Consider the following 20,877-nt stretch of genomic DNA (forward strand, 5'->3'; position numbering starts at 1 on the left):
GCGAGGCCCGGCCCGCCCCACGGCGGCCGGGGCCTCCCGTCGGCCGACCCGGCCGTGGGGCCCGCACACCCCACGCGCGCCGGTCCGGCCGATTCGCTCCGGGCTGCGGTGCCGGCTGGGTTGAGGGTCCCGGCGGGCGCCGCGGCCCGTAGTCGTTTCCGGGGGCGTTTTCGGGGGCCTTGTCCCCGCCCGACCACCCCGCGCGACCACCCCCGCCGACCGGGCCGGGAGGCGGCCATTCTGCTAAATTGGTCTATACCACCACCCTCTCCAGATCGGCAGGCCCAGCGTGGAAGTTGTCATCGTCCCCGACGCCCAGGCAGGCGGCGAGCTCATCGCGGAGGCCATGGCCGCCCTGCTGCGCCGCAAGCCCGAGGCGCTGCTCGGCGTTGCCACCGGCTCGACCCCGCTGCCCGTCTACGAGGCGCTCACGGCCAAGGTCCGCGCCGGCGAGGTGGACGTCTCGCGCGCCCGCGTGTGCCAGCTCGACGAGTACGTCGGGCTGCCCGCCGACCACCCCGAGTCCTACCGCTCGACGGTCCTGCGCCAGGTCGTCGAGCCGCTGGGGCTGCCGGCGTCCTCCTTCATGGGCCCCGACGGCACCGCCGAGGACGTCCAGGCCGCGTGCGAGGCGTACGACCGGGCGCTGCGGGCGGCCGGCGGCGTGGACCTCCAGCTGCTGGGCATCGGCACCGACGGGCACATCGGCTTCAACGAGCCGTGCTCCTCCCTGGCCTCCCGCACCCGCATCAAGACGCTGACGGAGCAGACCCGCGTCGACAACGCGCGCTTCTTCGACGGCGACATCGACCAGGTGCCGCACCACGTCATCACCCAGGGCATCGGCACCATCCTGGAGGCCCGCCACCTGGTGCTGCTGGCCACGGGCGAGGGCAAGGCCGACGCGGTCGCCGCGTCCGTCGAGGGCCCCGTCGCCGCCCTCGTCCCCGCCTCGGCCCTCCAGCTCCACCCGCACGCGACGGTCGTCGTCGACGAGGCGGCGGCGTCGAAGCTGAAGCTGGCCGACTACTTCCGGCACACGTACGCGAACAAGCCGACCTGGCAGGGGCTGTAAGCCGAACGCCGGACGGGCTGATTTCAGCCCGTCCGGCGTTTGAGGACAAGGGGGTGCGAGGGGGCGCAGCCCCGCTCGGAAACGGCGAAGGGGCGGGGCTGGGGCTACTCCCCCGCGCCCACGATCGCCTCAGCGGCAGCGACCCCGCAAACCCGCGCCGCCCCATGCGTAGCGATATGCAGCGCCCCACTGGCCGGCGCCTCGTTCAGCCCCATCTCCACGACGATCGTGTCCGGCCGGGCCGCCAGCAGAATGCCGAGCGCCCGCGCCATCCACGGGTGCCGGTGGACGTCCCGTACGACCGCGACGATCCGCCGCTCCCCCGCCGCCGCGAGCACCGCCTCCGCGCCGGCCGACTCGGGCCCGTACGTCTCGGTGAGCGTTCCCGGCCGCAGCCGGGTCAGCTCGGCGCCCACGCCCCACGGCGTCTCGTCGCCGACGGCGATGTTGGCGACGGGCGTGAACGCGGCGACGTACACCGGCCCGGCGGGCGGCTCGTACGCCGGGCCCGCGCCGGAGCGCGTGACCCGCAGCGCGCGCCGCGCCGCCACGAGCCCCACCTCGGGGTCGGACGCCGAGGCGTCCGAGCCGGCCACCGACGAGGTCCAGCCCGCCAGCGCCCGCACCCGCGCCGCCGCGTCGGCGAGCCGCTCCTCCGCCAGCTCCCCGTCGCGCACGGCGGCGACGAGCGCGTCGCGCAGCCGCAGCACCGTCCCCTCGTCGGCCAGGCCGCCCCCGACGCAGATCGCGTCGGCGCCCGCCGCGATGGCCATGACGCTGCCGCGTTCGATGCCGTACGTACCGGCGATCGCCCGCATCTCCATCCCGTCGGTGACGATCAGGCCGTCGAAGCCGAGGCCGCCGGCCGTGACGGGCGCGCGCAGCAGCCCGTGGAGAGCGCGAGGGCTGAGCGTGGCGGGCAGGGCCGGGTCGAGCGCGGGCAGCAGGATGTGCGCGCTCATCACGGCCTTCGTGCCGGCCGCGACGGCCGCCCGGAAGGGCACCAGCTCACGGGCGTGCAGCGTCGCGAGGTCCGCGTCGATGCGGGGCAGGTCGTGGTGGGAGTCGACGGCGGTGTCGCCGTGGCCGGGGAAGTGCTTGGTGCAGGCGGCGACCCCGGCGGCCTGGAGCCCCTCGACGTACGCGGCGGTGTGCCGGGCGACGAGCGCCGGGTCGGCGCCGAAGGACCGGACGCCGATGACGGGGTTGTCGGGGTCGGAGTTGACGTCCCCGGAGGGCGCCCAGTTGAGGTTGACGCCGCAGGCGGCGAGGCGGCGGCCCAGCTCGTGGGCGACGGCCCGGGTGAGCCCGGTGTCGTCGACGGTGCCGAGGGCGAGGTTCCCGGGGAAGGAGGAGCCCGTGCGGACCTCCAGCCGGGTGACGTCGCCGCCCTCCTCGTCGATGGCGACGAGGACGTCCCCGCGCTCGGCGCGCAGCCGCTCGGTCAGGGCGGCGAGCTGTTCGGGGGAGGTGATGTTGCGGCCGAACAGGCCGACGGAGGAGAGCCCTTCGCCGAGCCGGCGCAGCAGCCAGTCTGGGGCGGTCGTCCCGGTGAAGCCGGGCTGGAGGACGGTCAGGGCGTCCCGGGTCAGGGTGTCCGGGTGCGGGGACCGGTGCTGGGTGAGGATGGTCATGTCGTTGCTCCTAGCCCTTCACTGCGCCGGACGTGAGGCCTCCGACCGCCTTGCGCTGGAGGATGACGAACAGGACGAGGATGGGGATCGCGAAGAGCGAGGAGGCGGCCATGGTGGCGCCCCAGTCGTCGCCGAAGGTGGTGCGGAAGCCGGTCAGCCACAGCGGGAGGGTCTGCGATCCGGGGTCCTTGTTGAGGATCAGGACCATCGGGAACTCGTTCCAGACGGTGATGAAGCCGAAGAGCGAGGTGGCCATCAGACCGGGCGCCAGCAGCGGGAAGATGACCTTGACGAAGGCCTGGGTGCGGGTGCACCCGTCGACCATGGCGGACTCCTCCAGTTCCTTGGGCACGGCGGCGACGTAGCCGCGCAGCGTCAGGACGGTGAAGGGCAGCACCATGACGGTGTAGATGGCGATGAGCGGCGGCAGGCTGTTCAGCATGTCCGCGTCGCGCACGATCATGTAGTACGCGATGACCATCACCTCCCAGGGCGCCATCTGGGCCATCATCATCACGAGGACGAAGCTCTTGCGGCCCTTGAAGCGCATGCGCGCGACGGCGAAGGACGCCAGCAGCGCGATGACGAGCGACAGGGCCACGGCCACCAGGGTCACGGTGAGGGAGTTCCCGACGAACGTCCAGAAGCCGTCGGCGCTCACCGCCTTGTCGAAGTGCTCGAAGGTGGGGCTCGTGGGGAACCAGACGGGGGTGTCACTGACGATGTCCTTGTTGGCCTTGAAGGCCGTGGCGAACATCCAGTAGACGGGGAACGCGAAGCAGGCGAAGAGGACGACCGCCGTCGCCCCCGGCCACACTCGGCTGACGGTTCTGGGCAGCGAGCGCCTCACAGCTCGTCCTCCTCTTGCTTGAGAACCAGGCGCAGGTAGTAGGCCGTCAGCGCCAGCAGGATGACGATGGTGAGGATGGAGATCGCCGCTCCCATGCCGAAGTGCTGGCTGCCCATGCCCTCCTGGAAGGCGTAGACGGGCAGGGTCTCGGTGAGCCGGTCGGGGCCGCCCTCGTTGATCGCGAAGACCTGGGTGAAGGCCTTGAAGACCCAGATGACCTCGAGGAACGTGGTGGCGAGGAAGAACGGCTTGAGGAAGGGGAAGGTCACCGAGGTGAACTGCTTCCAGGTGCCCGCGCCGTCGAGCGAGGCGGCCTCGTAGAGCTCCTTGAGGATCGTGGTCGTGGCGGCGTAGAGGTTTATCGCCACGAAGGGCACAGACTGCCAGACGATCAGCACGGTGATCACGAAGAAGGTGGAGAACTGGCCGCTGGTCCAGTTGTAGCCGGCCATGGAGTGCCAGCCGAGCGCGTCGAGGACGTAGTTGACGACGCCGAAGCGCTGGTCGAAGAGCCACTGGAAGACGGTGGTCGCGGCGACGACGGGCATGGCCCAGGCGAGGACGAGGCCGAGCGAGAGCAGCAGGCGCAGCTTCGTGCCGAGCCGGGCGAGCAGCAGGCCGATCAGACAGCCGACCGCCATGATCAGGACGACGTTGGCGGCGGTGAAGACGACCGAGCGGCCGGTGACGTGCCAGAACTCGGAACTGCGGAGGACGGTGTCGTAGTTGTCGACGCCGGTCCACTCGGTGACGCGCTGGATCAGCTGCCGCTTGTTGAGGTTCTGGAAGGACAGCAGGCCGTTCTTCACCAGCGTCCAGCCGAGCAGCAGGACGACGACGGCGACGGTGGGGAGGATCAGCAGGTAGGGCACGCTTCCGGCGCCGCGTCCCCGGCCGCGGCGGGGCGGCGCGGCGCCGCCTTTGCCGATCCGGGGCGCCGGGCCGGTGGCCGCCGCCTCTTCGATCTGCGCTGACATCGTCGTCCGCCTTCTCCCCTGTGGAACGGTTGTGCGTGGTGCGGGGTCCGTACGGGCCGCCCCCACGGCGGCCCGTACGGGATTCACTGCCGCTCAGGCCCTACTGCTTCTGGGCGAGCCGCTTGTTCATGTCGCCCTCGACCTGCTTGGCGGCCTCCTCCGGCGACTTGCCGCCCAGAACCGCGGTCATATAGGCCTTGATCGGGTTCGGCGCGTTCTCCACGTTGGCCCACTCGGGGATCAGCGGAGTGGTGCCACCGGTCTTGGCGGCGGGGGCGGCGGCCTCGGCGGCCGGCTGGCCCTTCAGGCTGGTCAGCAGCGCGTCCTTGTTGGGGAGCGAGCCGACCTCCTTGGCCAGCGCGCCCTCGTTCTTGTCGGACAGCGCGATCCTCAGGAACTCCTTGGCGAGGTCCTTCTTCTTGCTGCCCTCGGAGATCGCGAGGTTGGAGCCGCCGAGGAAGACGCCCTCGGGCTTGTCGGCGGTCTCACCGGGGATCGTGAAGTAGCCGATCTCCTTCTCGATCTCCGGGTTCGCCTTGACGGCGGTGGCGGCCTCCCAGCCCATGCCGATGAAGGCGCCGGTCTTCCCCTTGGCGAAGACGTCGGCCTGCTGCGGGGTGGCCTCGTCCTTGTCCTTGGGGGCCTTGCTGAAGGACTGGTACTTCTTGTAGATCTCCATGGCCTTGGCGACCTTGGGGTCGGCGAGGTTGGAGACGTACTTCTTGCCGTCCTTCTTCACCAGGTCGGCACCGGTGCCGATGGTCAGGCCGTCGAAGAAGTACCAGTTCTGGCCGGGCAGGTAGAGCGGCTCGGCGTCACCCTTCTGCTGGATGGCCTCAAGGTCCTTGAAGAACTCGTCGCGGGTCTTCGGGGTGTCCTTGATGCCCGCGTCGGCCCAGACCTTCTTGTTGTAGATGACGACGCGGCTGGCGGCGTACCAGGGGGCCGCGTACTGCTTGCCCTCGAAGACGGACGGCTTGTTGAGGGACTCGGTCCAGTCCCCGCCGATCTCCTTCTTGAGGTCGTCCAGCTGGGCGAGGCCACCGGTCTGGGCGTAGGAGGGCGTCTGGGTGTTGCCGATCTCCACGACGTCCGGCGGGCTGGACTCGGAGAGGGCGGTGGTGAGCTTCTGCTGGATCCCGTCCCACTTCTGGACCTGGACGTTGAGCTTCGCACCGGTCTTCTGTTCGAACTCGGCCTGGACGGCCTTCGTCCAACCCGGTGGATTCGAGCCATCCATGAACCAGACCGTGAGGCTCTTGCCCTTGGAACCGCCGTCGGCCGATCCCTTGTCACTGTCGCTGGACCCACAGGCAGCAACACTCACCATCATGGCCACGACACCCGTCGCCGCTATGAGCCCACGCTTCACAGCACTCTCCCTTGAGGACCGAATGTGGTCTTTAATGGTTTAGACCAGTGCCCGCAGCTTGGCCTAGACCTTTTGGGGTGTCAAGGGTGTATAAGAGTCGCTGTCGGCTCCGTTACCGGACCGACACCTCGAGGTCGACGCGGGTATCTCCGGTCTCCTCGGGCTCTGCCCGTGCCACCATGTGACCGCTATAGACGGAGGAGCCGGTGACGGCAGCAGGATCATCGGAGTCGGGAAGGTCGGGAAGGCACGCCATGGCGACCGAGGGCGAGACGGCGGAGGGCGGCAGCACCGCGAGCGGCGGACGGACCGCGCGCGTTCCCAAGTATTACCGGCTCAAACGGCACTTGCTGGATATGACCGAAACCATGCCTCCCGGCACTCCCGTACCGCCGGAGCGCACCCTGGCCGCCGAGTTCGACACCTCCCGCACGACGGTGCGCCAGGCCCTCCAGGAACTGGTGGTCGAGGGCCGGCTGGAGCGCATCCAGGGCAAGGGCACGTTCGTCGCCAAGCCCAAGGTCTCCCAGGCCCTCCAACTCACCTCCTACACGGAGGACATGCGCGCCCAGGGCCTGGAGCCCACCTCCCAGCTCCTCGACATCGGCTACGTCACCGCCGACGACCGCCTCGCCGGGCTCCTCGACATAGTGGCCGGCGGCCGCGTCCTGCGCATCGAACGCCTGCGGCTCGCCAGCGGCGAGCCGATGGCGATCGAGACCACCCACCTGTCGGCGAAGCGCTTCCCGGCCCTGCGCCGGAGCCTGGTGAAGTACACCTCCCTCTACACCGCGCTGGCCGAGGTCTACGACGTCCGCCTCGCGGAGGCGGAGGAGACCATCGAGACCTCCCTGGCCACCCCGCGCGAGGCCGGCCTGCTGGGCACGGACGTGGGCCTGCCGATGCTGCTCCTCTCCCGCCACTCGCTGGACGCGGAGGGCAGGCCGGTGGAGTGGGTGAGGTCGGTGTACCGCGGCGACCGCTACAAGTTCGTCGCGAGACTGCGGCGGCCGGTGGCGGAGTAGGGGCCGGTGACGTAAGTGCCGGTGACGGAGTAAGAGCGGCGTGAGGAATCACCCGTCGACTTCATGACCATTCGATGAGCGTTCCGCAAACACGACCTTGGTGCGGGCCCGTTGTCAGTGGCACCCCCTAGCCTGAGGGCATGTCATGCAACGCGACCCTGACCCCGACCCAGGAGCAGCTCAACCACGAGATACGCACGTTCCTCACGGCCCGCAGCGGCCGCACGCTGACCAGCGCCGAGCGCGGCGTCTACGAGCGGCTGCGGGCCGAATGGCTGGCCGCGGGGCGCCGGGCCCGGTACGGCGCGGCGCCGGCTCCCCGGCCCGCTCGCCCCTCGGCGTGCGGGGCACGTACGGTATCCGAATGAGCCACGCCGTCGACGCGGTCGATGCCGCCGCGATCGCCCTGAACGACCGTTCCTGGACCCCCTCGCACCACGAGCTGACCCTCGCGCGCGACTTCTTCACACGTCGTGACGCCATACCTCAGCGCCTGCTGCCGGGCATGCCCCAGTCCCCCAGCCCCCAGGGCTGGGTCACCCAGCACGTCCTGTGGCTGGAAGACGTCGCCCACCTCGCCGGCGAACTGCTGACCGCCTGGCGCGCCTGGCTCCCGGACGGCCACATGATCGGCCTCCTCAGCGCCTACGGCGGCCTGGCCCGCACCGCCGCCCCCCTCGCCACCCGGCTCGGCCGCGACTGGTCCGCCGAGTGGCAGGCCCCGCCCTCGAAGCAGGACACCTCCTCCTGGGAGGACTGGCACCTCCCGACGGAACAGCGCCAGCAGCTCGACGCGCTGACGGACCGGCTGGTCCTGATCGGCGCCGTCATGGTCATGGCAGTCAACCGCGGCGAGACGGGCCACTGACGGCTACGCACCCCCTCGGGGGCCAATGACATACCCTATATAGGACATTTTCATGATCTTCTATATAAATTTGGGTGCATGTCGCGTGAAGTTGACCCGCGTTTCCGCGGCCGTCGTGGCCGCCGCGCTGGCGCCGGCCGTTCTGTTCTCCTCGCCGGCGATCGCCGACGACGGCGTCAAGGCGGCTGAGGTCGCCGCGCCGGAGAAGGCCGCTGAGGTGAAGCCGGAGGAAGGCGCCGCCAAGAAGCAGGCCGAGGAGGACAAGGCCGCGATTCTGAAGATCCTCGGCGAGAAGAACATCGGCCGCGGCCTCAAGACGCGCGCGGAGAAGGCGCTCAACGGCACCCCCGAGGACATGCGCGCGTTCCTCACTACCGGTCAGTACGCGGCCCGCGACGAGGACAATCGCGTCGCGATCCTGAAGATCCTCGGAGTGGGCAAGGACGTCGGCCCGGGCGTCACGGAAGCCGCGAACAAGGCGCTCGACGGCACCCCCGAGGACCGGGTGAAGTTCCTGGAGACCGGCTACCAGCAGGCCCGGATCGCGGACGAGCGCGTCCGTACCGTGCAGATCCTGAGCGCTGGCGGGCCCGCCGTGCGGGAGGCCGCGAAGAAGGCGCTCAAGGGGACGCCCGAGGACGTCCGGCACTTCCTTGAGGTGGGCCAGTTCGAGGCGCGCGCCAAGGACGAGGCCGCCGAGAAGGCCGCCAAGGAGAAGGAGCAGAAGGAAAAGAAGGAGAAGGAGCAGAAGGACGGCACCGGCGGCGACAAGGGCGGCAAGGACGACAAGCCGTCCACCGGCGACCGCGCCAAGCCGGAGAACGGCGGCGGCAGCGATGCCAAGTCGACGACCGACGTCGCCGGGAAGCCCGTCGCGAAGGACACGGACCAGGGCGGGCAGATGGCCGCCACCGGCGCCGACGCCGCGCTCCCCTGGGCCGTGGGCGGCAGCGCCCTCGCCCTCGCCGCCGGTGCGGGCATGGTCCTGACGGCGCGGCGACGCCGCGCCACGAGCTGACGGCACGGCACCCCCGTGGACGAGCAGGGGGGAGGGGCGGAGCGCCGCCCCTCCCCCCTTTGCGCTACTGCCGGACCCGTACCGCCTCCGTCCCCTCCGCGTTGTGGCGTTCCGCCCACCCCTCAAGGGCCGTGCGGCACGCGTGGTCCAGGTGGCGGACCTCCGACAGGTCGAGTTCGACCGGGCGGTCCTGCGGGAGGGCCTCCAGGGTTTCCAGCAGGCGCGGGAGGCGCAGGAACGTGGCGTGGCCCGTGATCGTCACGACCAGGCGGCCGCCGGTGAGCTCACGGGTCTCGACGTGGACGTGCGAGACCTCCCACGCCGTCTTGACCACCGCCAGCAGCAGCCCCAGCACCACGCCCTCGAACATGCTGGTCGTCACGATCGCGATCGCCGTGGCCGCCAGCACCAGCGCCTCGCCGCGGTGTTCCCGCCACAGCGGGCCGATCTCCTTGACCGGCACCAGCTTGCAGCCCGCGTGCACCAGGACGCCCGCCAGTGCGGCCAGCGGGATGACGCCGATCGCGGCGGGCAGCGCGACAGCGAAAATCAGCAGCCACACACCGTGCAGCACTCGGGAAAGCGATGTCTTGGCGCCCGCCTGGACGTTGGCCGCGCTGCGGACGATGACGGCGGTCATGGGGAGGGCGCCCAGGGCGCCGCAGATCGTGTTGCCCACGCCCTGGGCCAGGAGCTCCTTGTCGTAGTGGGTGCGTGGGCCCTGGTGCATCCGGTCGACCGCGGCGGCGCTGAAGAGGGACTCCGCCGAGGCGATGAGGGTGAAGGCCAGGACCGTGCCGAGGACGGCGACGCTGCCGAGCGAGGTGAGGTCGTTGAGGCCCGGCGGCTGGATGGCGTCGGTGAGGCCCTTGACCTCTACATGGGCGATGTCCAGGCCGGCGGTCGCGGTGACCGCCGTGGCCGCGGCGACGGCCACCAGCGGGGCGGGGACCAGCCGCGCCTTCGCGGGCAGTCGCCGCCACAGGACGAGGACGGCGATCGTGCCCGCGCCCACCGCGCACGCGGCGACGGAGTCGCGGTCGGTCACCGCGTCCACCACCAGGCCCGGCAGGCCGGCGATCTTCGCGAGGCCCGAGCCCGGCTGCCGGGCGCCGGCCAGGGTGTAGAGCTGGCCGAGGACGAGCACCAGACCGATGCCCGCGAGCATGCCCTGGACGACCGCGACGGAGATCGCGCGGAACCAGCGGCCGAAACGCAGCGCGCCCAGGGCGAGTTGGAGCACGCCCGTCGCGAGCACGATGACGCCCAGCGCGCCCAGGCCGAACTCCTTGACGGCCTCGAAGACCAGGACGGTCAGCCCGGCGGCCGGCCCGCTGACCTGGAAGGTGCTGCCCGGCAGGGCACCGACGACCAGGCCGCCGACGATGCCGGTGATCAGGCCGAGTTCAGCCGGTACGCCCGAGGCGACGGCCACGCCCACGCACAGCGGGAGCGCCACCAGGAAGACGACCAGGGAGGCGAGGGCGTCGCGGCGCAGCGCGCCACGGTCGTTCCTGAAAGGGGTGAAGGGGGAGAAAGGGGTGAGGGTGGAGAGCATGGAGGTGGGATTCCTTAAGAGTCCGCGTGCCGTACGTCGTCACAGCGCCCGTCGTGGCGCCCGCCGCTCTCAGAGCGGCCCGAACGTACGGCTGCCACCGCCGGGCCGGTACGCACGGACCGCACCCGTGTGCACCTCGTAGTACCAGGCGTGGAGTGAGAGCAGCCCTTCCTCGATCCGTTCGCGTACGCACGGATACGTGCGCAGCCGGTCGAGCTGGGCCACGGCGTGCCGCTGGACCGCGTCGGCGAGGTCGGCGCCGAAGGAGGCGCCGGCCGCCTGTGTCGCGAGCCAGTCGCGGACGGCGGGGGCGGCGGAGAGGTCGTCGCCCTGGACGAGGGCGCTGATCGCGCCGCAGTGGGAGTGGCCGCAGACGACGATGTCGCGGACGCCGAGGACGCGGACGGCGTACTCGATGGTGGCGGTCTCGCCCATGGGACGGCCGCCGCCGTACTCGGGAACGATGTTGCCGGCGGTGCGGAGTTCGAAGAGCTCCCCGGGCCGGGCGCCGGTGATGAGGGAGGGGACGACGCGTGAGTCGGAGCAGGTGATGAACAGCGCCTCCGGCGACTGGCCGGCTTGGAGGGCACGGAAGCTCTCGGCGCGTTCGGAGTCCGCGACGTGGGCCGCGAAGGAACGGGCGTGGGCTATGAGCGACTTCATGATGGGCCTGCCTCCTGCGCCCGTGACGCGTGTGGGGACGCGCCGGGCACGGTGTGGTCGGGTCGGATCAAGAGCGACGGACACCGGGGGGACCCGGTGTCCGGACGCGGCGTGCCGGGGCCACTGCTTCGGGGCACACCGGCTGCCGGGCCCGATTCTGCCCGGCCGCCACGACGAACACTTTACCTGCGCATTACCCGTCGATGACAGCTTGAAGTTTCGTCAAATACCGGACAACCCGGTTCGGCGCAAGGCGACTTGACGCCATATGAACAGCGGCCCGTCGTCAACCCACCTCCGGACGATGGGATTCCGCCCGTACCCCTGCTGGTGTTGCCATTCCGATATCCGGAAAGGGGGTGACGCCCGGAGGGGCCCTCACCTAGATTTCCAGCGCATTACCGCAAGTGATCGCACAGGGGACGGAGTCACCGCATGTCGGAACCACCCGAGCATCCACCCGGCCGCACGGCCGCACAAGCCTCCGCGGACGGCCATAAACCACTCTTGACCGTAGGCAACCCGGTCTTGACCGTCCCGCTGATCGTCGCGGGAGCGTGCCTCGCCATCCCCTTCGTGGCGATGCTGTGGGTGGACTCCTACGCCCGGCTCACCCCGGCCCTCATCGGCATCCCCTTCTTCTACTGGTACCAGATGCTCTGGGTGCTGGTGTCCACCCTCCTTACGGTCGTCGCCTACGTCATCGTGCGACGACGCGAGGAGACGGTGCGGCGGGAGCGGCACGCGGGAGGTGAGGAGGGGTGAAGGACGGTGTGAACGGCGTGGCGCTCGCCGTCTTCCTCTTCTTCTTCGTCGTCGTCACGGCCATGGGCTTTCTCGCCGCCCGCTGGCGAAAGGCGGAGAACGCCGACAACCTCGACGAATGGGGCCTGGGCGGCCGGTCCTTCGGCACCTGGGTCACCTGGTTCCTGCTGGGCGGGGACCTCTACACCGCCTATACGTTCGTGGCGGTGCCGGCGGCGATCTACGCGGCGGGCGCGGCCGGCTTCTTCGCCGTGCCGTACACGATCATCACCTATCCGCTGGTCTTCACGTTCCTGCCCCGCCTGTGGTCGGTGGCGCACAAGCACGGCTATGTGACGTCGTCGGACTTCGTCCGGGGCCGGTTCGGCTCCCGGGGCCTCTCCCTCGCCCTCGCGGTGACCGGGATCCTGGCCACGATGCCGTACATCGCGCTGCAACTGGTCGGCATCCAGGCGGTGCTCGACGTCATGGGCGTGGGCGGCGGCGAGGACGCCAACTGGTTCGTCAAGGACCTGCCGCTCCTCATCGCCTTCGGCGTGCTCGCGGCCTACACCTACTCCTCCGGGCTGCGCGCCCCCGCGCTGATCGCCTTCGTCAAGGACGCGCTGATCTACATCGTGATCATCGTGGCGATCATCTACATACCGATCAAACTGGGCGGCTTCGAGAGCATCTTCAGCAAGGCCGGTGCGGCGTTCGCGGCCGAGAATCCCGCAACGGGCAAACCCCGTGGTTCGCTGGTGCCGGGGGCGGACGCCCAGTGGTCGTACGCGACGCTGGCGCTCGGCTCGGCGATGGCGCTCTTCCTCTATCCCCACTCCGTGACGGCGGTCCTCTCCAGCAAGAGCCGCAATGTCATCCGCCGGAACACCACCATCCTTCCCCTCTACTCCCTGATGCTGGGCCTGCTGGCGATGCTCGGCTTCATGGCCATCGCCGCCGGGGTGAAGGTGAAGAACGGCCAGCTGGCGATACCCCAGCTGTTCGAGGACATGTTCCCGGACTGGTTCACGGGCGTGGCCTTCGCCGCGATCGGCATCGGCGCGCTCGTACCGGCGGCCATCATGTCGATCGCCGCAGCAAATCTCTTCACCCGCAACATCTACAAGGACTTCCTCAAACCGGACGCCTCCCCCGAACACGAGGCGAAGGTGTCCAAGCTCGCGTCCCTGCTGGTCAAGGTCGGCGCGCTCGTTTTCGTCCTCACCCTGGACAAAACGGTCGCCATCAATTTCCAGCTCCTCGGCGGCATCTGGATCCTCCAGACCGTGCCCGCGCTCGTCGGCGGGCTCTTCACCCGCTGGCCCCACCGCTGGGCGCTGCTCGCGGGCTGGGCGGTCGGCATGACGTACGGGACGTGGCGGGCGTACGCCACACCGAGTGCCACCCAGGATCACTTCGGGAACACCAATCTCATCCCTCTCATCGGCGAAAAGGGCTATATCGGGCTTACCGCCTTTGTCCTCAACGTGATCGTCGTCATCGTCGCGACCTTCGTCCTCAAGGCGCTGAAGGTGCCCGACGGCGAGGACCTGACCCGGCCCTCGGACTACACGGCCGACGCCGGCGACCCGGGCGTCCGCGCGGAGCTCCCGCCGGCCACCGCAGGGGCCCCCGGCGGCCACTGATCCACCGCTCCCGGGACCACCGTCCGGGGCCCCTCCGGAGGGCCGCCACATCCCCGTCCAGGGGGCGTGGCGGCCCTCTTCTCCTGCCCTGCCAGGGACGCCCGTTAGCACATTCCGCGACCGTCTCATGACGCGACGACACAACATGTGGGGGCGCGTGCGAGGCCCGGCACTAGATGTATGCTCGTCTCCGCTGTCGTCGCAGGGGAATCCGGTGGAAATCCGGAACTGTCCCGCAACGGTGTATGTGTGCGCATATACCCAGCGCACCTGAAGTCCGACGACCTGCCGACAGCGCGCCCACCACCGAGCCTGCCCCGGCTCGGCCATGGGCGTTGAATTCGTCCGGGCCTCGCGGGTTGGGCCGATGGACGCCTACGAGGCATGCCCTGGTGCAAGAGGCATGCGCGTGCGCGCTCATCGCTCTCCCGCCCGGCCCACCCAGCCGAGCGAGGGAGAGCCTCAGTGACCATCGCGCCCGCAGATCCGGCTTCAGCACCGGTCTCAGCGAACGCGGAAGCGACCGGCGGCCCCGGGACCGCGCTCCTGCGCACCCTGACCGACCTCACCGCCGACCTTCCGGCCACCGACCCGGGCAAGGTCGCCGCCGCCGCGCTGCGCGGCCGCAGCGCCGCCGCGGACGACGCCGAGCTGCGCTCCCTCGCCACCGAGGCCGCCGCCGGCCTGATCGCCGAGGAGCCCGAGTACTCCAGGCTCGCCGCGCGCCTGCTCACCCTGGCCATCGCCGACGAGGCGGCCGGCCAGGGCGCGACCTCCTTCTCCGCCTCCGTCGAGGTGGGGCACCGCGAGGGCCTCATCGCCGACGAGACGGCCGCCTTCGTGCGCACCCACGCCGCGCGCCTGGACGCCCTCGTCGAGGCCGCCCTCGCCGACGGCGCGGACGACCGCTTCGGCTACTTCGGCCTGCGCACCCTGCACAGCCGCTACCTGCTGCGCCACCCGATCCACCGCGACGTGATCGAGACCCCGCAGCACTTCCTGCTGCGCGTCGCCTGCGGCCTCGCCGAGGACCACTCCGAGCGGGCCCTGGACGACGTGGCGGAGCTGTACCGGCTGACGAGCACCCTCTCGTACCTGCCGTCCTCCCCGACGCTGTTCAACTCCGGCACCCGCCACCCTCAGATGTCGTCCTGCTACCTGCTGGACTCCCCGCTGGACGAGCTGGACTCCATCTACGACCGCTACCACCAGGTGGCGCGTCTGTCGAAGCACGCGGGCGGCATCGGCCTGTCGTACTCGCGCATCCGCTCGCGCGGCTCGCTGATCCGGGGCACCAACGGTCACTCCAACGGCATCGTGCCGTTCCTGCGCACCCTCGACGCCTCCGTCGCCGCCGTCAACCAGGGCGGCCGCCGCAAGGGCGCGGCCTGCGTCTACCTGGAGACCTGGCACGCCGACATCGAGGAGTTCCTGGAGCTCCGCGACAACACCGGTGAGGAGGCCCGCCGCACCCACAACCTCAACATCGCGCACTGGATCCCGGACGAGTTCATGCGCCGCGTCGAGACGGACGCGGACTGGTCGCTCTTCTCCCCCGCCGACACCCCGGACCTGGTCGACCTCTACGGCGACGAGTTCGACGCCGCGTACCGCGCGTACGAGGCCGCCGGCAAGGCCGTCAAGACCATCCCGGCGCGGGTGCTCTACGCCCGGATGATGCGCACCCTCGCGCAGACCGGCAACGGCTGGATGACGTTCAAGGACGCCGCCAACCGCACGGCCAACCAGACGGCCGAGAAGGGCGCGGTCGTCCACTCCTCGAACCTCTGCACCGAGATCCTCGAGGTCACGAACGACGGCGAGACCGCGGTCTGCAACCTGGGCTCGGTCAACCTGGCCCAGCACCTGGGCGCCGACGGCGAGATGGACTGGGAGAAGCTCGACCGTACGGTCCGTACGGCCGTCACCTTCCTCGACCGCGTCGTGGACATCAACTTCTACCCGACCGAGCAGGCCGGCAGCTCCAACAGCCGCTGGCGCCCGGTGGGCCTGGGCCTGATGGGTCTCCAGGACGTCTTCTTCCGGCTGCGCCTGGCCTTCGACTCGGCCGAGGCGAAGGCCCTGTCCACCAAGATCTCCGAGCGGATCATGCTCGCGGCGTACGAGGCCTCCGCCGACCTCGCCGAGCGCCACGGCCCGCACCCGGCCTGGGAGGCCACCCGCACCGCCCGCGGCGTGCTCCACCCGGACCACTACCCCAACGCCGTCGCCGCGTGGGAGGACCGCTGGGAGGCGCTGCGCGCCCGCATCGCCGCGGTCGGCATGCGCAACTCGCTGCTGCTCGCCATCGCCCCGACGGCGACCATCGCCTCCATCGCCGGCGTCTACGAGTGCATCGAGCCGCAGGTCTCCAACCTGTTCAAGCGCGAGACGCTCTCGGGTGAGTTCCTCCAGGTCAACACCTACCTGGTCGAGGACCTCAAGAAGCTCGGCGTGTGGGACCGCGCCACCCGCGAGGCCATGACCGAGGCCAACGGCTCGATCCAGGACATGAAGTGGATCCCGCAGGACGTCCGCGACCTGTACCGCACGGCCTGGGAGATCCCGCAGCGCGCCCTGATCGACATGGCCGCGGCCCGTACGCCGTACCTGGACCAGAGCCAGTCGCTGAACCTGTTCATGGCGTCGCCGACCATCGGCAAGCTCAGCTCGATGTACGCGTACGCCTGGAAGCAGGGCATCAAGACGACGTACTACCTGCGCTCCCGCCCGGCCACCCGGATCGCCCGCGCGGCCTCCGCCTCCACCGGCGCCGCCACCACCATCCCCGTGCAGCAGGCCGCGCCCGACGCGGACGCCATCGCCTGCTCCCTTGAGAACCCCGAGTCCTGCGAGGCGTGCCAGTAATGTCCACCGAACGCCAGAAGAACCTGCTCGACCCGGGCTTCGAGCTGACCCTGCGCCCCATGCGGTACCCGGACTTCTACGACCGCTACCGCGACGCGATCAAGAACACCTGGACCGTCGAGGAGGTCGACCTCCACTCGGACGTCGCCGACCTCGCCAAGCTGTCCCCGGGTGAGCAGCACATGATCGGCCGCCTGGTCGCCTTCTTCGCGACCGGCGACTCGATCGTGTCCAACAACCTCGTGCTGACGCTGTACAAGCACATCAACTCCCCCGAGGCGCGCCTGTACCTGTCGCGGCAGCTGTTCGAGGAGGCCGTGCACGTCCAGTTCTATCTGACGCTGCTCGACACCTACCTGCCCGACCCGGACGACCGCGCCGCGGCGTTCGACGCGGTGGAGAACATCCCCTCCATCCGCGAGAAGGCCCAGTTCTGCTTCAAGTGGATCAACGAGGTCGAGAAGCTGGAGCGCCTGGAGACGAAGGCCGACCGCCGTCGCTTCCTGCTCAACCTGATCTGCTTCGCCGCGTGCATCGAGGGCCTGTTCTTCTACGGCGCCTTCGCCTACGTGTACTGGTTCCGCAGCCGCGGTCTGCTGCACGGCCTGGCGACGGGCACCAACTGGGTGTTCCGCGACGAGTCCATGCACATGGACTTCGCGTTCTCCGTCGTGGACACCGTCCGCGAGGAGGAGCCGGACCTCTTCGACGACGAGCTCCAGCAGCAGGTCACGGACATGCTCAAGGAGGCCGTCGAGTGCGAGCTGCAGTTCGCCCGCGACCTGTGCGGTGACGGCCTGCCGGGCATGAACACCGACTCCATGCGCGAGTACCTGCAGACCGTCGCCGACCAGCGTCTGCAGCGCCTGGGCTTCCCGCCGGTGTTCGGCTCGGAGAACCCCTTCTCCTTCATGGAGCTCCAGAACGTCCAGGAGCTGACCAACTTCTTCGAGCGCCGCGCCTCCGCGTACCAGGTGGCGGTCGAGGGTTCGGTCTCCTTCGACGACGAGTTCTAGCCACGACATGACGAAGGGCCCGTACGGAACACGTTCCGTACGGGCCCTTCGTCGCGCTGCAGGTCAGTCGTTGGGGACGACCTCGTATCGCGGCGTGCCCTCCGCCATCTGCCGCAGCGCGTCCTTGCGGTCGCGCTTGGAGAGGCGGTCGATGTACAGGTAGCCGTACAGGTGGTCCGTCTCGTGCTGGAGGCAGCGGGCGAAGTAGCCGGTGCCCTCGACGGCGATCGGGTTGCCGTGCATGTCCTGGCCGCGCACGACGGCGTAGTCGGGACGGGCGAGCGCGGCGTAGGCCGTCGGCACGGACAGGCAGCCCTCGTTGGAGTCGTCCAGGACGCGGCGGTCGGCCGGCAGGTCGTCCAGCACGGGGTTGATCACATGGCCGACGTGGCGGACGCCCTCGTCGTCGGGGCAGTCGTAGACGAAGACCTTCGCGTCGACGCCGATCTGGTTGGCGGCCAGGCCGACGCCCTCGGCGGTGCGCTGGCTGGCGAACATGTCGTCGATCAGCTGCGCGAGCTTCTCGTCGAACTCCGTGACGTCCTGGCACTCCTTGTGGAGGACCGGGTTGCCGACGACGGTGATCGGACGGGAGGTGCCCCGCTCGCGGTGCGCGCGCTCGCGCTCCTCGCAGTCCTCGGTGTCCACGATGAACTCGCTCTTCGGCTCGTCGTTCACCGACTGCTCAGTGTCTTGCTGCGACATCTCCGCCGTACGCCTCTCTCACAACCCGAAAGCAATATTTTGCCCTGAACCCACGGGGCCCCATACAGGGTACGGGGGCCGGGGCGAGACCTCAGCAGACCTCTTCGAGATCCCGCCACTCGCGGGTGTCGGGGCTGTCGGCGACCCAGCCGTCCAGCAGGCCGCGCACCAGGCCGGGCGGGGCCGCGATGCCGCACTCGCGCTCGGGCACCCACAGGGAGCCGGAACCGGAGCCGGCCGTGCGGTGGCCGAGCGGGCCGGGGTGGCCGGGCTCGCTGTGGTCGTGGGGGTCGAGGTGCTCGCCGTCGCCCTCGTCGCTGGGCATCCGGCTCTCCGAGCACGTACGGCACAGCAGGCGCACGGAGGAGGACCAGTCCTCGGCGGCGAAGCCCGCGTCGGCCGCGAGCCGCTCCAGGGCGTCCCGGTCGGCCTCGGTGGCGGCCTCCAGCAGCACGACCCAGGTGGGGACGGGCGAGGGGGCCCACAGCTCGATCTCGTCGAAGACCGGGAAGGCGGGCCCGGCGGCGGTGACGCGCTCGCCGTGCGGGACGCCGTCGTGCAGCACGACCTCGCCCCAGCGGCGGCCGGAGGACGGCAGCGGGATGGAGAGCACCTCGATGCGCGCCGGGTCGAGCCGGCGGCCCCAGACCACCTCGGCCTCGCCCTCCGGGGAGAGCCGCACGGCCGCGCTGCCCAGCTCCATGCCGACGGGCTCACCGGCCGGGCCGCCCTCGCCGGGCACCTTGAGCCCGTAGGCCTGCCAGGCGCGGCGGGCCAGCGGCCAGTCCTGGAGGGCGGTGGCGGCGATGCCCACGTTCCACCAGTCGGGCGCGCCCGCCTCGCGGTCGAGCAGGGCCACCGCGCGGAGGCCGGCGGCACGGGCCTGTTCCCAGTCGTGCCGGAACTTGTGGAGCAGGGCGAGGTTGAACCACGACTCGGAGAGCCAGGGCTCCATGTCGGCGGCCCGCGTCAGCAGCGCGCCCGCGTCCTCGTACCGGCCGTCGCCGATGAGCGTGAAGGCACGGTCGGTGGCCTGCCGCCACGAGGCGGAAGGCCGGTGCCGTACCCTGCCGAAGATCCTCACGATTCCCGCCTGCCGGTTTCTGCGTGCGACCACGCCGGATGGACCGGGTGGCGACCGCCGTCCTCCCCGACGACTGCCCGCCACACCCCATGGGTTCCGGGGAGCGCTGCCGCCCTCCCCGTCTCCTTGCCGACGACGGCGCGCATGACACCCCCCGATTCCCGCGTTCTCGCCATTCTCTTTGTCTTCTTCGCATCCAACCATGCCCTTCCGGACGCCCGCTCATTACCCGTGGGTTCGGCGGGCTAGTCCCGGTTCGCCCGCACTCCCGCGAGTGCGGTGGTGCGGGCCGCCGCGCGCGAGCACCCTCGCGAGCGCCTCCACCACCCGGGGCTCGTGGTCGTGCGCGGTGGCCAGGCGCAGCCGCTCCAGCGCGCGCAGCGGGCCGCACGCCGGGTCGCCGGCGAAGTCGTCGTAGGCGTTGACCGTCCGGACGATACGGGCGGTGAGCGGCTGGTCCCGGTACGGGTCCGCCTGGCGCTCGACCACCAGTGCGACTTCTGGCGGTACGCCGGTGCGGCGCACCACGGCGCCGCCCAGCAGGGCGATCCGGCGGCGCTCCTCGGTGGGCAGCGGCTCGGTGGCCCCGGCGGGCACGGGTTCGAGGAGGGAGAGCTGGCCGATGTCGTGCATCAGCGCGGCCTCCTCGACGACGGCGAGGTCGGCGGCGGACAGGCCCAGTTCCCGGCCGACGGCCCGACCGAGCGCCGCCACGCGGCGGGCGTGGCCGACGGGGGTGTAGCCGGCGATCTCGGTGGCGCGGGCGAGGGAGGCGACGGTCTGCCGGCGGGTGGCCCGTACCGCCTCGTAGCGGTGCACGGACAGCTGGGTGACCAGCATCGGCAGGCAGAAGACGGGCAGCGCCCAGAGGCCGGCGACGGCCACGGCCAGCGCGATGACGACGCCGGTGGCGCCGATCGCCGAGCCGATGCCGGGCAGGGCGCGCAGCTCCTCGCGGAGCGCCGGGCCGTACGGGCCGCCGGTGCGGGCACGGGCGAGGACGGCCGCCAGGACGGCGTCGCACAGGGCGGTGAGGGCGAGGAGGAGCAGCAGGAACAGGGGGTAGTACGGGCCGTGGGCGAACCGGGGGCCGAGCGCGCCGGAGGCGTGGAGGGGCTGGAAGCAGACGGCGGCGAACCCGGCGTTCAGCACGCGGCGGGCGAGCCGGTCCAGGGCGGGGGGCCTGCCGACGGCTCCGGCGAGGGTGGCGCCGAGGACGACGGCCACGACCTGCGCGGCCCCGTGCGAGGCGGGCTCGCCGCCGATCTCGCCGAGCAGCGCGTACGCGAGGGTCCCGGCCGATCCGACGGGCGCGGTCTCGCGCACCCCGCCGCCCCCGCCCGACCGCCGCCGCGCGGCCTCCCCCAGCGCGATGAGCGCCCCATAGGCGAGCGCCACCCCGGGCTGTGCGACCCCGCGCCACGCGGTCCACACGAGCGCCCCGAGCGCGGCGCCCCCGGCGAGGGCGTGCACCCCCCGCACGAGCGCCGGGCGCCCCCGCGAGGGGGCGCGACGGCCGGCCGCCCGCGCCGGCCCGCGTTCGGGGCGGGCGGGGGGCGGCGGGGCCGCCGCGGGGCCGCACGAGGCGCCCGGTGGCTTGCCGGCCGGGGCCGCGCCTACGGGGTGCCCGCTCCGGCCGTCCCGGGGTGCGGAGCCGGACGCTCTCCGGGCGCTCGGCAGCGCCCGTGGGGACCGGCCGCCCTGGCCGCCGGGGGCCGGGGCGCCACCGGGCGCGGGGCCACGCCCCGTCGGCGGCAGGTCCCGGGCCGTC

18 protein-coding genes and 1 riboswitch are annotated in these 20,877 nt (G+C 71.2%); of the genes, 9 read left to right on the forward strand and 9 right to left on the reverse strand.

Going from position 1 to position 20,877, the window contains the following annotated elements; genetic code table 11:
- The first annotated feature begins 289 nt into the window (after positions 1 to 289).
- On the forward strand, positions 290 to 1,075 hold the full coding sequence (gene nagB, locus ACX9I7_RS16245; protein WP_459387761.1) for a glucosamine-6-phosphate deaminase: 786 nt from the start codon (positions 290 to 292) through the stop codon (positions 1,073 to 1,075).
- Positions 1,076 to 1,179: 104 nt separating this feature from the next.
- Here nagB and ACX9I7_RS16250 read toward each other — a convergent pair whose 3' ends face one another.
- The 4 genes from ACX9I7_RS16250 to ACX9I7_RS16265 all read right to left on the reverse strand — a co-directional run bounded on the left by ACX9I7_RS16250 (position 1,180) and on the right by ACX9I7_RS16265 (position 5,908).
- The gene (locus ACX9I7_RS16250; protein WP_459387762.1) at positions 1,180 to 2,709 is read right to left on the reverse strand and encodes a glycoside hydrolase family 3 protein; all 1,530 of its coding nucleotides are present in this window, start codon (positions 2,707 to 2,709) and stop codon (positions 1,180 to 1,182) included.
- A gap of 10 nt (positions 2,710 to 2,719) precedes the next feature.
- Positions 2,720 to 3,559 (reverse strand): carbohydrate ABC transporter permease, encoded by an 840-nt coding sequence (locus tag ACX9I7_RS16255; RefSeq protein ID WP_387566394.1) that lies wholly within the window; start codon positions 3,557 to 3,559, stop codon positions 2,720 to 2,722.
- On the reverse strand, positions 3,556 to 4,536 hold the full coding sequence (locus ACX9I7_RS16260) for a carbohydrate ABC transporter permease (protein WP_459387763.1): 981 nt from the start codon (positions 4,534 to 4,536) through the stop codon (positions 3,556 to 3,558). Before ACX9I7_RS16260 ends, ACX9I7_RS16255 begins: the two co-directional genes overlap by 4 nt.
- A gap of 100 nt (positions 4,537 to 4,636) precedes the next feature.
- Positions 4,637 to 5,908, reverse strand: a complete 1,272-nt coding sequence (locus ACX9I7_RS16265) for an extracellular solute-binding protein (protein ID WP_459387764.1) — start codon at positions 5,906 to 5,908, stop codon at positions 4,637 to 4,639.
- A 254-nt stretch (positions 5,909 to 6,162) separates the two neighbouring features.
- Here ACX9I7_RS16265 and ACX9I7_RS16270 point away from each other — a divergent pair, with 254 nt between their 5' ends.
- The 4 genes from ACX9I7_RS16270 (at position 6,163) to ACX9I7_RS16285 (ending at position 8,819) form a co-directional block, all read left to right on the forward strand.
- Positions 6,163 to 6,933: a GntR family transcriptional regulator gene (locus tag ACX9I7_RS16270; protein ID WP_189451501.1), complete on the forward strand. Its 771-nt coding sequence runs from the start codon at positions 6,163 to 6,165 to the stop codon at positions 6,931 to 6,933.
- A gap of 140 nt (positions 6,934 to 7,073) precedes the next feature.
- The gene (locus tag ACX9I7_RS16275; RefSeq protein ID WP_358626878.1) at positions 7,074 to 7,301 is read left to right on the forward strand and encodes a hypothetical protein; all 228 of its coding nucleotides are present in this window, start codon (positions 7,074 to 7,076) and stop codon (positions 7,299 to 7,301) included.
- Positions 7,298 to 7,801: a hypothetical protein gene (locus tag ACX9I7_RS16280; RefSeq protein ID WP_387566405.1), complete on the forward strand. Its 504-nt coding sequence runs from the start codon at positions 7,298 to 7,300 to the stop codon at positions 7,799 to 7,801. The genes ACX9I7_RS16275 and ACX9I7_RS16280 overlap by 4 nt, the downstream gene beginning before the upstream one ends.
- 85 nt (positions 7,802 to 7,886) lie before the next feature.
- Positions 7,887 to 8,819, forward strand: coding sequence for an ALF repeat-containing protein (locus ACX9I7_RS16285; protein WP_459387765.1), 933 nt, complete (start codon positions 7,887 to 7,889; stop codon positions 8,817 to 8,819).
- A 64-nt stretch (positions 8,820 to 8,883) separates the two neighbouring features.
- Here the strand turns inward: ACX9I7_RS16285 and ACX9I7_RS16290 are convergent, their stop codons facing one another.
- Complete coding sequence (locus ACX9I7_RS16290) at positions 8,884 to 10,377, reverse strand: SulP family inorganic anion transporter (RefSeq protein ID WP_387566428.1); 1,494 nt, start codon at positions 10,375 to 10,377, stop codon at positions 8,884 to 8,886.
- Between the two features lie 69 nt (positions 10,378 to 10,446).
- Positions 10,447 to 11,040, reverse strand: a complete 594-nt coding sequence (locus tag ACX9I7_RS16295) for a carbonic anhydrase (RefSeq protein WP_387566431.1) — start codon at positions 11,038 to 11,040, stop codon at positions 10,447 to 10,449.
- Positions 11,041 to 11,547: 507 nt separating this feature from the next.
- Between ACX9I7_RS16295 and ACX9I7_RS16300 the strand changes: the two genes are divergently transcribed.
- The 4 genes from ACX9I7_RS16300 (at position 11,548) to ACX9I7_RS16315 (ending at position 17,317) form a co-directional block, all read left to right on the forward strand.
- Complete coding sequence (locus tag ACX9I7_RS16300; protein ID WP_268248305.1) at positions 11,548 to 11,805, forward strand: DUF3311 domain-containing protein; 258 nt, start codon at positions 11,548 to 11,550, stop codon at positions 11,803 to 11,805.
- The gene (gene mctP, locus ACX9I7_RS16305) at positions 11,802 to 13,433 is read left to right on the forward strand and encodes a monocarboxylate uptake permease MctP (RefSeq protein ID WP_459387766.1); all 1,632 of its coding nucleotides are present in this window, start codon (positions 11,802 to 11,804) and stop codon (positions 13,431 to 13,433) included. Before ACX9I7_RS16300 ends, mctP begins: the two co-directional genes overlap by 4 nt.
- A gap of 180 nt (positions 13,434 to 13,613) precedes the next feature.
- A riboswitch (cobalamin riboswitch) is annotated at positions 13,614 to 13,740 on the forward strand.
- Positions 13,741 to 13,898: 158 nt separating this feature from the next.
- Positions 13,899 to 16,301, forward strand: coding sequence for a ribonucleoside-diphosphate reductase subunit alpha (locus tag ACX9I7_RS16310; protein ID WP_387566437.1), 2,403 nt, complete (start codon positions 13,899 to 13,901; stop codon positions 16,299 to 16,301).
- Positions 16,301 to 17,317, forward strand: a complete 1,017-nt coding sequence (locus ACX9I7_RS16315; protein ID WP_126915959.1) for a ribonucleotide-diphosphate reductase subunit beta — start codon at positions 16,301 to 16,303, stop codon at positions 17,315 to 17,317. Before ACX9I7_RS16310 ends, ACX9I7_RS16315 begins: the two co-directional genes overlap by 1 nt.
- 63 nt (positions 17,318 to 17,380) lie before the next feature.
- On the opposite strand, the gene def is transcribed toward ACX9I7_RS16315, so the two are convergent.
- The 3 genes from def to ACX9I7_RS16330 form a co-directional block, all read right to left on the reverse strand.
- On the reverse strand, positions 17,381 to 18,022 hold the full coding sequence (gene def, locus ACX9I7_RS16320) for a peptide deformylase (protein WP_387566441.1): 642 nt from the start codon (positions 18,020 to 18,022) through the stop codon (positions 17,381 to 17,383).
- Positions 18,023 to 18,113: 91 nt separating this feature from the next.
- On the reverse strand, positions 18,114 to 19,106 hold the full coding sequence (locus ACX9I7_RS16325) for a tetratricopeptide repeat protein (protein WP_126915957.1): 993 nt from the start codon (positions 19,104 to 19,106) through the stop codon (positions 18,114 to 18,116).
- 225 nt (positions 19,107 to 19,331) lie between these two features.
- Positions 19,332 to 20,579 (reverse strand): HD-GYP domain-containing protein, encoded by a 1,248-nt coding sequence (locus tag ACX9I7_RS16330; RefSeq protein WP_387567290.1) that lies wholly within the window; start codon positions 20,577 to 20,579, stop codon positions 19,332 to 19,334.
- Between the last annotated feature and the right edge of the window lie 298 nt (positions 20,580 to 20,877).

This window comes from Streptomyces sp. L500, assembly GCF_054551825.1.

Bases quoted from the DNA above. Each gene is read 5' to 3' on its own strand.
- ACX9I7_RS16250 (WP_459387762.1), bottom strand. From the start codon at position 2,709: ATGACCATCCTCACCCAGCACCGGTCCCCGCACCCGGACACCCTGACC.
- ACX9I7_RS16260 (WP_459387763.1), bottom strand. From the start codon at position 4,536: ATGTCAGCGCAGATCGAAGAGGCGGCGGCCACCGGCCCGGCGCCCCGG.
- ACX9I7_RS16270 (WP_189451501.1), top strand. From the start codon at position 6,163: ATGGCGACCGAGGGCGAGACGGCGGAGGGCGGCAGCACCGCGAGCGGC.
- ACX9I7_RS16275 (WP_358626878.1), top strand. From the start codon at position 7,074: ATGTCATGCAACGCGACCCTGACCCCGACCCAGGAGCAGCTCAACCAC.
- ACX9I7_RS16280 (WP_387566405.1), top strand. From the start codon at position 7,298: ATGAGCCACGCCGTCGACGCGGTCGATGCCGCCGCGATCGCCCTGAAC.
- ACX9I7_RS16290 (WP_387566428.1), bottom strand. From the start codon at position 10,377: ATGCTCTCCACCCTCACCCCTTTCTCCCCCTTCACCCCTTTCAGGAAC.
- ACX9I7_RS16295 (WP_387566431.1), bottom strand. From the start codon at position 11,040: ATGAAGTCGCTCATAGCCCACGCCCGTTCCTTCGCGGCCCACGTCGCG.
- ACX9I7_RS16315 (WP_126915959.1), top strand. From the start codon at position 16,301: ATGTCCACCGAACGCCAGAAGAACCTGCTCGACCCGGGCTTCGAGCTG.
- def (WP_387566441.1), bottom strand. From the start codon at position 18,022: ATGTCGCAGCAAGACACTGAGCAGTCGGTGAACGACGAGCCGAAGAGC.